Origin of the sequence: Legionella birminghamensis (genome assembly GCF_900452515.1) — a bacterium.
In the GTDB taxonomy this organism is placed as follows: domain Bacteria; phylum Pseudomonadota; class Gammaproteobacteria; order Legionellales; family Legionellaceae; genus Legionella_C; species Legionella_C birminghamensis.
Genome location: NZ_UGNW01000001.1, coordinates 2,021,651 through 2,032,988, shown reverse-complemented (window position 1 = coordinate 2,032,988; position 11,338 = coordinate 2,021,651). Strand labels below are relative to the sequence as shown.

Here is an 11,338-nt window from a genome sequence, read left to right as displayed (position 1 = left end):
ATCAAGGAAGATTTATTTCTCTATAATATCTATCTTGGCAGGGATTAGGAAAAAATAAGCAATGGCAATAAGCAATGAGAATACCCCCATCAAGGATAATGTGAAGAAGGAACCTAAATATTGCAGACTTATTCCTCCCAGGACGGGGCCTATGGATAGGCCAAGTAGTGATAAATTGGCTACACCGCTGTATATTCCTACCTTGTTCCTGGGTGTAATACGAAGTATCAGCAGATTATTCAATGACCAGGTAAATAGCTGGGCAAAACCGAAGCAAATGATACCCAAAATCGCGATAACTGTAGAAAATGACCAGGCCAGAAGTGCATAGGCCAATGAAAAGAGAAAACAGCCCAAAATGCCGCATTTAGCCAGCGAGTGTTTTGTTGACCAATTAGCCACAGAATGTTGAAAGAATATGCATATTATGGCATTAACTACAAGCAGTTGGCTCATTAATTGGGCAGGATGGTCTACTGTTCGGGTAACAATTTGCGGTATTGTTGAATCTATCTGCGAGACCAGCACCCAGATAAAACAGTTAATCACTGTAATGTTCACTAGCATTCTGTTCTTAAAGAACATCGAAAGCTTACGGTTGCCAACGCTCGAAACGCCTGGGGCTTTAGGGGAGAATAAATTAGCCCTGAACAACAACAAACACGCACCTAGCGAAATATGGATGATACCAGCAAGATAAAAAATGAATAAGGATTTATTACCTGCAAAAGCAGCACCAATAACTGGTCCCAGGACCAGGCCTAAATTCAGTGCAATAAACCGGGCACTGTAAACTGCAGCCAGGTGCTCATCAGGGGTATTATTGACTGCTACAGACATAGAACTGATATCGATGATGGAGCGCAGCCAACCTAATATTCCATTAACGAGGACAAGGGCCATAAAAAGACGGATGTTTAAAGCCAGTGCAAAATAGCAGAATCCTGCAAGAATGAGGGAGATCACGAGCAGGATTTTTGAGCCATACCGATCAATTAAAGCCCCATTGATTAAGCCAAAAAGGCAGAAAATCAACCCTGAAACCCCGATAATTATCCCTATTTTACTGGGACTAAACAGATTTTCTTTTGTTAAATAGATCGATAAAAATTGCAGCGACATGAAAAAACCTATCCTGGTAAACAGGGTAATCACGGCTACAAAGTACCCGGCAATAGAGATCTTTCTAAAAAAAAGCATCAATGCATCCATACCTGATTTCCCCATTCATTAAAGACTTATTGTCAAATTCGCGCATGAGATTAGAGGCCGTATATTTGAATAATAGGTCTTTCCTCAATTTTATGCACAGGGCATTCCGATTGTTAATGTGTTCAAAAAAATATCATTTTAGCCAAAAAATTACATTTTCAGAATCAATGGACTAAACTTAGACTGAGACTCTTGGAGGAACAAATACGATGCAAGCAAATAAATATTTAATTGACATTATTCAAGAAAAACAAAAAGACGATGAACAGGAGGCTAAAAATGTCATTACTCGCATGCTGCAACTTATCGGTGAGGAGACAGGGAGGGAGGGTTTAGTTGATACCCCCAGAAGAGTTTTCGAGAGCTGGAAAGAATTATATGAAGGATACTTTATTGACCCGGAAAAAATATTAAGTACCTGTTTTTCCAATGACAAGAAGTACAGCCAGCTGGTTATACTGCGCGATATCGAGATATTTTCGATGTGTGAACATCATATGCTGCCGTTTTATGGTCAAGTGCATATCGGTTATATACCTGATACGAAAGTAGTGGGATTATCCAAATTGGCCAGACTTGCGGAATGTTTTTCACGCCGGCTACAGATTCAGGAGCAATTAACAGTACAAATTGCTGAAGCAATACAAAAGTATTTGAATCCAAAAGGCGTGGGTGTGATGGTTGAGTGCCAGCATTTATGCATGGTTGCCCGCGGTGTTAACAAAAAGAATCCCCATATGGTGACTTCTCATTTTATGGGTGTATTGGAAACTGATCCTGAGCGGAGAAAAGAATTTAATGAACAGATCACGCGAAAACTATAGATTGATGGTATTGGCCACACATTAAATTTAACAAAAACAACAAGGTGCTAACAATGTATATTTCTACAAAAAAATTTATTGGTTATCCTTGTGCCCACAGACAATGGAAGGACACAGGGCACTGTCGTCTAGTCCATGGTTATTCCCGTGAGTTCACATTTTGGTTTAAGGCCACGAGTCTTGATGACAAATCATGGGTAATGGATTTTGGAGCCTTTAAAGAGTTCAAAACATTTTTAGATGACTATTTTGATCATTCCTGTTTGATTAATAGTAATGATCCTGAATTACCGCTTTTTCGTGAATTGGATAAAAAGGGGATAATCAGGTTAAGAGTGCTGGAAAACGTTGGCATGGAGGGCACTTCAGAGTTTCTTCATCAAAAAATGAATGAATATCTGGATCAAAAAACTGATGGAAGAGTTTATTGCTTTCGGGTTGAGACACGCGAAAATGAAAAGAACTCAGGTATATTTGAACTCGAAAAAGAAAATCTACAGCAGTATCGCTAGGAATCGATAACTTTACCTTACTTGAAACAATTGAGCTTTGACAATCAGACTAAGCTCTATCGCCTTGACAGCGATAGAGCTTAATATATTATTTTTGTGTTTCTTTCAAAAATGCAAAGTACGCAATCAAATCATTTAAATCTGAATCATTTAAGCCAGTTGCGCCAGACATCTGGCTTTTAGGCACGAATCTGACTGAGGCCGGATTACGTATGAATTTTTTTAAAGTGGCAATATCGGGGTATATGACCAAAGGATTCCCATTGCCGCCTAAATCCGGGCCAAGCTTTCCTTGCCCAATTTTGTTGATTTTGTGACAGGATGCGCAATGGCTGATATAAAGCTGGTATCCATTTAATATGGATTTTTTTTGATTATCCGGTACGTTTTCAGGGGGGGCTATCAGCAAGGAACCGATTGATTCCCGTATGACTATTTTGTTAAGACTCCAGGCCCAATATTCCCTTGAGATATGCGAACCCTCCGGAACAGACCAAATCAGAAAATAAGGGCCTGCTGTTGTGCCTGGATGTTTGATCAGTTCTGGCCATCGAGTATCGGGTTCAATGGCAAGATAAGCAACAGGATTGTTTGCTTCACATTGGGTAACAAGTCGGGCTGGGATGAAGACCGAAAAGTCATCAATCGCCACAAATTCAATGACATAGTTGGGGTTAACCTTATAAGAGCGTAGTAAATCGCATAATTTAACAGCTTGATAATGCATTTCCCGCTTAGGGTAGGCCGGGCTATCAACTATTTCAACCTCATGAATACCGATTTTTCTCAATTGTGCTTCATCAAGAGTAACTGATTTACCTTGATTAACCAACTCTAGTGTTGGTTGGCTAAACGAAAGCGGAGAGAGAATAAAGGCAATTAAGAGAGTTATGATTCGTTTCATATTTATCCATAAAAAGAATATCCTGTACCTATTATATTCCGAATCTTCCTAATCGTCAGGTACAATCGTTATAGTCTGATGCCACATACTGGGAAAATTTCGAAATATCTGATAGGCTTAGCTTATAAGCTTGCTAAGGAGATAGCTATGTACAAAAGGGTTTTATTCGCTACAGATTTTGATGAAGTTGGGGTGAGAGCCGCGCAAAAGGCAAAGAAAATTGCTGATGAAAACGGTGCTGATCTGCTGCTGGTCCATGTTGTTGAACCCATTCCTGCCTATGCATACCCGGGATTTGCCGGATTTGCAGAAGTGGAAGTGTCTATTCGCGAACAGGCAGAGAAAGAATTGGCCGCACTTGCCAAGAAACTTGGTGTTGATTCTGCACATTGCATGATCGAATTTGGCTCTACCAAAAACGAGATACTACGGGTGGCGCAAGAGAAGAATATCGATCTGATCGTTACTGGTAGTCATGGCAAGCATGGCCTGGCATTATTACTGGGCTCGACTGCAAACGCTATTCTTCACGGTGCCGAGTGCGATGTGCTGATTGTTCGCTCTGCGAAGGATTAGGGACAAAGTAGAATCCTTTGTGATGAAGTGTAGGGATGACCTTCGCTTACCTGAGGCGAAGTAGAGCATGTTAGCTGGCTGTCACCGCGGCTTGCCCTGGCCTACTTACTGCGGCTTGCCTGGCCTACTTACTGCGGCATGTCTTGGCCTACTTACTGCGGCTTGCCTGGCCTACTTACTGCGGCATGTCCTGGCCTACTTACTGCGGCTTGTCCGCAGTATCCAAAAAATGTTTCTTAACGCTTTGGATTGGGAAGTTAGTATGATCTGGATACTGCGGACAAGCCGCAGTAAGTAGCAACTGTGATGTCTGTGATGTAGTAAGTAGCAACTGTGATGTAGTGATTAGCAACTGTGACTAAGTAACAGTGAAGTGTAGCAACAGCAAAGTAAATAGGAAGCAGGACCGGCCAATCAAAGTTCAATTTTTACAGGCTCCTCAACAAGCTCGACAGTAATTGCTGGTGCGGGTTTTATCTCCCGTGATTTTCCACAGCAGAAAAAAGAGTATATAGACTCTTTGAAGCCAGGCTTATTTTCGGAACGTGTTTCTTTTTTCACTGGAAGAAATTCAGGCAATTCGACCTGCAAATTTGTAAATTCACCGTCTTTAAGCTGTTCTTCAATTGTTTTCGCAGGCTGCAGGTTTGGCAGATAAATGGCCAGTAATCGGATTAAACCAAAATTTGTAAACCCGATCTGCAGCAAGCGATAAAAAAACATACTGGTCAGAGTAAAAAAATCATGCTGCAAGTCTGGACGGTTACGAAGCTTCACATAATGCCAGAGCATGGTTGTTAACTGCTGTCCGGCAATAATTGCCCCTAATTTACCCCAATAAGTAGCATCCGAGGCTGAGATAATCATCACAGCCAAACGAGTCCAGTCAACCCAGTTGTTATAGAGCATATACAACTGGCTCACTTTGAGCACGCTAACATCGGCGGGATGTAGATTCCATTCTGTAAGAAAATTCCATAATAATTCTAAATTAAGGGTTTGAATACCCATGCTCCAGCCCCTGACTCGCTGCGCATAGAGATTGGGACGTGGGCCGAGGATGGTTTTGGGAACTAAGGTGGGGAATATATATTGTGAATCAAATTGATGGCGATAACCCAGACGGGCAGAGCGGATGCCGGTCTCAATATCTTCCGCAATGAATCGGGTGCTATGGCGCAATAAGGCTTTTATGAGGGACAGCCTGTCCCACAAGGCAATTGCTCCATGTGGGTAAAGCGCCCCGTGGGAACTTGCTTCAAACATATTATAATGATCAGCCTGCTTGTATTCGAGCGATTGCCATTGAACAAGCTTGGAAGGTTTTTCTTCATTAGAAATCGCCATGATGGGATAAAATATAGCTTTAAATCGGGAATCGCTTAATAGTTCCCGGGTAAACCTGAAGCAAGGGGGCGGTCGCACATCATCATCGCTCATCAGTACATGGCTATATTCAAAGGCCAAGAGCAGGCCCACGAATTGCGCAATGGTTTTGTTGCCCCGGTTATGCCAATGGTAATGAATGGATTCTGAAACTGATTTTACAATACTTAGGGTATTGTCTGCAGGCAGTTCGGAGTTTCCGTTATCTATAACAAAAATTTGCTCGGGCTCGACAATCTTCAAATAAGCCCTGAGGGTGGCTTCTATCTCTGCTTCGCTATTGTGCGCTACGATGATAACTGCCAAACCTTTATTATGGTTTTTAATTGCTGTTCGCGGATCTTGTTCTGCCTCTATATCGACATCAATTTGATCTGCTGCTTTAACAGGCGCTTCTGGTTCTTTCGGCGGATAGCGGGTAAAAGCCATGCTAGTGAGTGTTAACAAGGGCTCAAATCCATATAGGATTGCCATCAAGGGGATCAGATTTGATTTCACTGCCATGATAAGATAGTCAAAAAAGCCAACGGAGCTTTCAACGGCAACGACTGCTCCAATCAACAACGCATAAAATAAAAAAAAGAACAGTTTTCGGAAACTAAGCGGAAAAATAAGTTCGCGAAGGTCAAAAATGGATTTAATAAAACGCCAGTCCATGGACGGTTAACTCAAAATCGAAAAAAAAACATTTTAATGAGTTTACTGCCAGAAAGAAATAACGCGTATCATTAAGATAGCGGCTAAACTTAATAATAAAGGAATTTCGCAAACTGCGATAAAAATCGGTATAATTAAAATTTTATTCTTAAAAGTCTCTTATGAAGGTTTTAGCTGGGTTACATCATTTTCCATCGGACATGGGGTGTGTGGCAACTATTGGTAATTTTGATGGTGTTCATTTAGGGCATCAGGCTATACTCCAGAAATTGCAGGAAAAATCACGCGAGCTGAATTTACCATCAGTCATATTGACTTTTGAACCGCAGCCGGCCGAGTTTTTTCTTGGTAAGGATGCCTTCGCTCGCTTATCCAGTTTAAGGGAAAAAATAGAAATCTTTTCCAAATATGGAATAGATTATGTTTGCCGATTAAAATTCAATCAGGATATGGCATCCATGACTGCCGAGGCCTTTGCCAATACCTGTTTACTGGATTTATTGCAGCTTCGCTATTTAATCGTTGGCAGTGATTTTCAGTTTGGGGCAAACCGCCAGGGAAACGCTTTATTACTGAGCGACTACTTTAAGGCTGCACATCGTGAACTGGAGATATTTCCTGATTTTGAGGTAAGCGGGCAACGCGTAAGCTCTACCAGAATTCGAAATTTGCTTCGCGAAGGCATGCTGGGGCAGGCTGCCAAATTACTGGGGCGAACTTACAGTATTTGCGGGCGGGTGGTTATTGGAAACAGGCAGGGCTGCAAATGGGGTATACCCACAGCAAACATTGCACTGCACAGAAAATCCCCCCCATTTACCGGTGTATTTTTCGTAAAAGTAAGACGAAGCAATGGAAAGATATATAATGGGGTAGCCAATCTGGGAATTCGTCCTACGGTGGATGGCACAAAGACAGTATTGGAAGTGCATTTGTTAAATTTCAAGGAAAATCTATACACTGAGCGATTACAAGTATTTTTCTTGCATAAATTAAGAGACGAAATAAAATTTCCCAATTTGGATGAATTAATCCACCAGATTAAAAATGACATCGTGGCGGCAGAACATTATTTTTCAGACAGCCGCATGAATTTAACGCTTTTAGCAGAGTAAGTAATGGCAGATTATAAAGACAGCTTAAATTTACCCAATACCTCATTCCCGATGAAGGCCAGCCTGGCTCAGCGCGAGCCGGAACGTCTTGCCGGCTGGCAGGATTCCAAACTTTACGAGCAGATAAGAGAAAAACGCAAAGCTGCCAGCAAGTTTATTCTGCATGATGGCCCTCCTTATGCGAATGGTCATTTGCATTGCGGGCACGCGCTGAATAAGATTTTAAAAGATATTATTGTCAAATCGAAGACAATGAGCGGCTATGACTCCCCTTTTCAGCCAGGTTGGGATTGCCATGGCTTACCAATCGAACTGAATGTTGAGAAAAAAATAGGCAAGGCAGGCGTTAAGGTTTCTGCTGCGGAATTCCGTGAGAAATGCCGGGAATATGCCGCCAGCCAGATTGATATTCAAAGGGAAGAGTTCCAGCGTCTGGGAGTTTTCGGTGACTGGCAGCATCCCTATGCGACCTTTGACTTCGCTTATGAAGCCAATATCATCCGTGCGCTGGGTAAAATTATTGAGAATGGCCATTTACAGCAGGGGTTTAAACCGGTTCATTGGTGTATTGAGTGCGGTTCAGCTTTAGCAGAAGCAGAAGTTGAATATGAAGAAAAAACGTCCAGCTCCATTGATGTCAGTTTTTATGCTGTCCATCCTGAAGAGGTCTTGAGGATTTTTGAGGCCGCTTCCCAGACAGTCAAGCCAGTCATTTTTCCTATCTGGACTACAACGCCATGGAGTCTGCCTGGCAATGAAGCAGTTTGCCTTCATCCAGAATTAAACTATGAGCTGATTGATACTGGAGCCGCTTATTTTGTGATTGCTTCAGAGCTGGTTGAAGCCTGCATGAACCGATACGGTTTCCCTGATTATAAATCTCTGGGGCAGGTTGCTGGTGCTCAATTGCTGATGCAGGCTGTGCAGCATCCCTTTCTGGATCGCACAGTCCCGGTAATCCTCGGTGAACATGTAACGATTGATGCAGGGACAGGCTGTGTCCATACTGCACCAGCGCATGGACCTGACGACTATCAGGTGGGACAAGCTTATAACTTACCCTTAATAAATCCAATTAAAGCCAATGGCTGTTATGCCAGCGATGTAGAGTATTTTGCTGATCAATATGTTCTTAAGGTCAATGACAAAATCATTGCATTGCTTGAAGAAAGAAACATGTTGCTGAAAAATGAGTTAATCCGTCATAGTTATCCTCATTGCTGGCGGCACAAAACCCCCATGATTTTCCTGGCAACTCCGCAATGGTTTATTTCCATGGAAAAAAATGGATTGAGGTCGCAAATTCTGAAAGCCATTAATGAGGTCAACTGGATCCCTGAATGGGGCAAATCCCGAATTGCAGGAATGGTTGAGACAAGACCAGACTGGTGTATATCCCGGCAAAGGGCATGGGGCACACCAATGCCCTTGATGGTTCATAAAGAAACCAGGGAACTTCATCCTGATATTCTCAATTTGATTGAACAGGTGGCCGATCGCGTTGAAAAGAAGGGCATAGATGCCTGGTTTGATCTTGATCTGGCAGAGCTGCTTGGTGATGATGCCGAGAACTATGAAAAAATAACGGATACGCTCGATGTCTGGTTTGATTCAGGCGTTTCTCATTACAGTGTTTTAAAAGTCAATAAGGACTTGTCACTTCCTGCTGATATTTATTTTGAGGGTTCTGACCAGCATCGAGGCTGGTTTAATTCCTCTATAACCACAGCGGTAGCAATCTATGGGCATGCCCCTTATCGCAGCGTATTAACGCATGGGTACACCGTGGATGCAGAAGGAAAAAAACTGTCTAAGTCAAAAGGTAATTATGTTGCATTAGACAAATTGATTGATCAGCATGGTGCTGATATCCTTCGCCTTTGGGTTTCCTCGACTGATTACCGCAATGAGGTTAGTATTTCAGAAGAAATTATCAAGCGGAATGCGGATGCCTATCGCAGAATCCGAAATACTGCTCGATTCCTGTTAGCCAATTTATTTGATTTCGAACCTGAAACAGATTTATTGCCCGCTGAAAAAATGGTTGAGATTGACCGCTGGGTTGTTAAACATAGTCAGCACCTACAGGAAGAAATTCTCCAGGCTTATGAGCAATATAATTTTCACATTATTTATCAGAAAATCCATAATTTCTGCGCGGTAGATTTGGGCAGTTTCTATTTGGATGTCATTAAAGATCGCCAGTACACCACTCCCAGGAATAGTACGGCAAGACGATCCTGCCAAACTGCGATGTACCATATTTTACATGCACTTACCCGCTGGCTAGCCCCTGTTTTATCTTTTACAGCTGATGAGATCTGGCAATATATTCCAGGTAAAACCTCTGAATCAGTAATGCTGGAAGAGTGGTATAAGGATTGGCCCGAGATGGGGCAGCTCGACATGAAATTCTGGCAGCAGTTGCTCGAAATCAGAGATGAGGTCAACAAAGCACTCGAAGCGCAGCGGCAGCAGGGGGTTATTGGTTCAGGTCTGGCGGCGGAAGTACAGCTCTATACTAGCCCTGAATTGTTCAATAAATTAAAGCCTCTGGAAAAAGAACTGCGTTTCCTGTTTATTACTTCTGAAGCGAGAGTATATCCACTTGAGGAAAAACCCGAAACGCTTTCTCTGCAACCCGAATTAAAGCTGGCTATTGAAGTGAGTGCCAGCCCTTATGAGAAATGTGTGCGTTGCTGGCATCGCCGCGATTCAGTTGGCAAACGGGAGGATTTTCCCGAGGTCTGCGATCGTTGTGCAGATAATTTAAGTGGTCAGGACGAAATGAGACTATTCGCATGAAAAAATGGCACTGGTTTATTATTAGCTTTTTAGTAATTGCTTTGGATCAAATTAGTAAGTATTGGGCAGCAACCCATTTGGTTGCCTATCAACCCGAACCTTTGATACCTATGGTCAACTTTACTCTGGCTTATAATACTGGTGCCGCATTTAGTTTTTTAAGCGGCACAGGAAGCTGGCATCGCTGGTTTTTTGCCGGTTTTAGCATCGTGATGAGTGTGGCATTGATTGTCTGGCTAATTCGTTTGCCTAAACAAGCTATCCTGCAATCGCTTGCTGTCAGTCTAATCCTTGGTGGAGCGATTGGAAACCTTTATGATAGGGCGCTTCTTGGACATGTAATTGATTTTATCGATGTCTACTACCAAAATTATCATTGGCCAGTTTTCAACCTGGCTGATAGTGCAATATGTCTGGGCGCTTTCTTCCTCTTACTGGATTTATGCAAGAGCCCCGTCCGATAAGGCAGTCAGTGATTTAACTTCAGGATTAAGGATACTGATTGCTGCAACAGAGGGTAAACTCAGATAGTGCTCTGCTTCATCCCATTCCACTTCTGCAGGGAACAGACGAAGTGTGGGCAGACATTTGTTCAATAGCGCGCAAAACGATAGAGAGGCTGGAAAAGGGCGTGCCTGATGGTAACCCAATGCCATAACCTGCATGGCTTCGGATAGCGTTGCAATACCTGGAAGGTGATTAATGGAATAGATTGCAGCTGTTTGAGCAATGGCGGGTAAAAAGCCGGGACTTGTAACAAAATGCGCCCCAGCCTGATAGCAGTCTTCCAACTGTTGCGTGCTAACGATATTGCCAGCGCCAATTCTAAGGCCTGGAAATTCACCCAGGATCTTTTTCAATAAGCCTTCGTCACAGGTATTAATCTCCACAACGGAAAAGCCTGCTTTGGCAATTTGTCTAAGCCTGTCAAATAGATAGGCATCAACATCAAGGCTAATAATAATTGATTGATTTCCAAACAATTTCTCTGTCATCATATTCTTCGCTAATACAGGCGCCATAATTCTCCTATGGTAGAAGAGTTGTAAACGCTTAGCAAGCGTTTTAGGTTGAAAGTCAAATCCGGGATCCGACTTCACGTGCGTCCAGGCCTCGCCCCCTACGGCCTGCGGCTTGGCCGCGGAATCCAGAGCACCGCAGCCGGAGTAACTGCTGGACCCTGCGGACAAGCCCATAGCTATCTACACAAATGTTTCCCCCGTCCGAATCCCCGCGGCACCGACCGCGGGGCCCATGCCTGTTGGAGTAGCATAGTGGTCAGACAAGTTTCAATGTTGCCAAAAAATAAGATTTAACAGGCAGTCATAAACAAGTGTGCTTAAGATT

At 42.9% G+C, this 11,338-nt stretch carries 10 protein-coding genes; 6 read left to right on the top strand and 4 right to left on the bottom strand.

All coding sequences use genetic code 11. The features are described from left to right. Positions 1–12: 12 nt before the first annotated feature. Positions 13–1,212, bottom strand: a complete 1,200-nt coding sequence (locus DYH42_RS08655; protein ID WP_058523940.1) for an MFS transporter — start codon at positions 1,210–1,212, stop codon at positions 13–15. A 209-nt stretch (positions 1,213–1,421) separates the two neighbouring features. On the opposite strand from DYH42_RS08655, the gene folE reads away from it, so the two are divergent. Together folE and DYH42_RS08645 are read left to right on the top strand one after the other, a co-directional pair. Then, complete coding sequence (folE, locus tag DYH42_RS08650) at positions 1,422–2,036, top strand: GTP cyclohydrolase I FolE (RefSeq protein WP_065232823.1); 615 nt, start codon at positions 1,422–1,424, stop codon at positions 2,034–2,036. A 53-nt stretch (positions 2,037–2,089) separates the two neighbouring features. After that, positions 2,090–2,548 (top strand): 6-pyruvoyl trahydropterin synthase family protein, encoded by a 459-nt coding sequence (locus DYH42_RS08645; protein WP_058523939.1) that lies wholly within the window; start codon positions 2,090–2,092, stop codon positions 2,546–2,548. Between the two features lie 88 nt (positions 2,549–2,636). On the opposite strand, the gene DYH42_RS08640 is transcribed toward DYH42_RS08645, so the two are convergent. After that, the gene (locus tag DYH42_RS08640; RefSeq protein WP_058523938.1) at positions 2,637–3,452 is read right to left on the bottom strand and encodes a c-type cytochrome; all 816 of its coding nucleotides are present in this window, start codon (positions 3,450–3,452) and stop codon (positions 2,637–2,639) included. Between the two features lie 147 nt (positions 3,453–3,599). Between DYH42_RS08640 and DYH42_RS08635 the strand changes: the two genes are divergently transcribed. After that, the gene (locus DYH42_RS08635; protein ID WP_058523937.1) at positions 3,600–4,028 is read left to right on the top strand and encodes a universal stress protein; all 429 of its coding nucleotides are present in this window, start codon (positions 3,600–3,602) and stop codon (positions 4,026–4,028) included. 414 nt (positions 4,029–4,442) lie between these two features. Here the strand turns inward: DYH42_RS08635 and DYH42_RS08625 are convergent, their stop codons facing one another. Further along, positions 4,443–6,071, bottom strand: a complete 1,629-nt coding sequence (locus DYH42_RS08625) for a glycosyltransferase family 2 protein (RefSeq protein WP_058523935.1) — start codon at positions 6,069–6,071, stop codon at positions 4,443–4,445. Between the two features lie 161 nt (positions 6,072–6,232). Here DYH42_RS08625 and ribF point away from each other — a divergent pair, with 161 nt between their 5' ends. From ribF to lspA, 3 genes are read left to right on the top strand one after another with little or no spacing between them, the layout of a single operon-like run. Then, positions 6,233–7,186 (top strand): bifunctional riboflavin kinase/FAD synthetase, encoded by a 954-nt coding sequence (ribF, locus tag DYH42_RS08620; protein WP_058523934.1) that lies wholly within the window; start codon positions 6,233–6,235, stop codon positions 7,184–7,186. A 3-nt stretch (positions 7,187–7,189) separates the two neighbouring features. After that, complete coding sequence (gene ileS, locus DYH42_RS08615; RefSeq protein ID WP_058523933.1) at positions 7,190–9,991, top strand: isoleucine--tRNA ligase; 2,802 nt, start codon at positions 7,190–7,192, stop codon at positions 9,989–9,991. After that, on the top strand, positions 9,988–10,455 hold the full coding sequence (lspA, locus tag DYH42_RS08610; RefSeq protein WP_058523932.1) for a signal peptidase II: 468 nt from the start codon (positions 9,988–9,990) through the stop codon (positions 10,453–10,455). The genes ileS and lspA overlap by 4 nt, the downstream gene beginning before the upstream one ends. Here the strand turns inward: lspA and DYH42_RS08605 are convergent. Then, positions 10,432–10,989 (bottom strand): beta/alpha barrel domain-containing protein, encoded by a 558-nt coding sequence (locus DYH42_RS08605; protein ID WP_058523941.1) that lies wholly within the window; start codon positions 10,987–10,989, stop codon positions 10,432–10,434. The two genes, lspA and DYH42_RS08605, sit on opposite strands and share 24 nt — an antisense overlap. Positions 10,990–11,338 lie beyond the last annotated feature (349 nt).

Coding starts and splice junctions, on each gene's coding strand:
- DYH42_RS08655 (WP_058523940.1), bottom strand. CDS start 1,212: ATGGATGCATTGATGCTTTTTTTTAGAAAGATCTCTATTGCCGGGTAC.
- folE (WP_065232823.1), top strand. CDS start 1,422: ATGCAAGCAAATAAATATTTAATTGACATTATTCAAGAAAAACAAAAA.
- DYH42_RS08645 (WP_058523939.1), top strand. CDS start 2,090: ATGTATATTTCTACAAAAAAATTTATTGGTTATCCTTGTGCCCACAGA.
- DYH42_RS08640 (WP_058523938.1), bottom strand. CDS start 3,452: ATGAAACGAATCATAACTCTCTTAATTGCCTTTATTCTCTCTCCGCTT.
- DYH42_RS08635 (WP_058523937.1), top strand. CDS start 3,600: ATGTACAAAAGGGTTTTATTCGCTACAGATTTTGATGAAGTTGGGGTG.
- DYH42_RS08625 (WP_058523935.1), bottom strand. CDS start 6,071: ATGGACTGGCGTTTTATTAAATCCATTTTTGACCTTCGCGAACTTATT.
- ribF (WP_058523934.1), top strand. CDS start 6,233: ATGAAGGTTTTAGCTGGGTTACATCATTTTCCATCGGACATGGGGTGT.
- ileS (WP_058523933.1), top strand. CDS start 7,190: ATGGCAGATTATAAAGACAGCTTAAATTTACCCAATACCTCATTCCCG.
- lspA (WP_058523932.1), top strand. CDS start 9,988: ATGAAAAAATGGCACTGGTTTATTATTAGCTTTTTAGTAATTGCTTTG.
- DYH42_RS08605 (WP_058523941.1), bottom strand. CDS start 10,989: ATGATGACAGAGAAATTGTTTGGAAATCAATCAATTATTATTAGCCTT.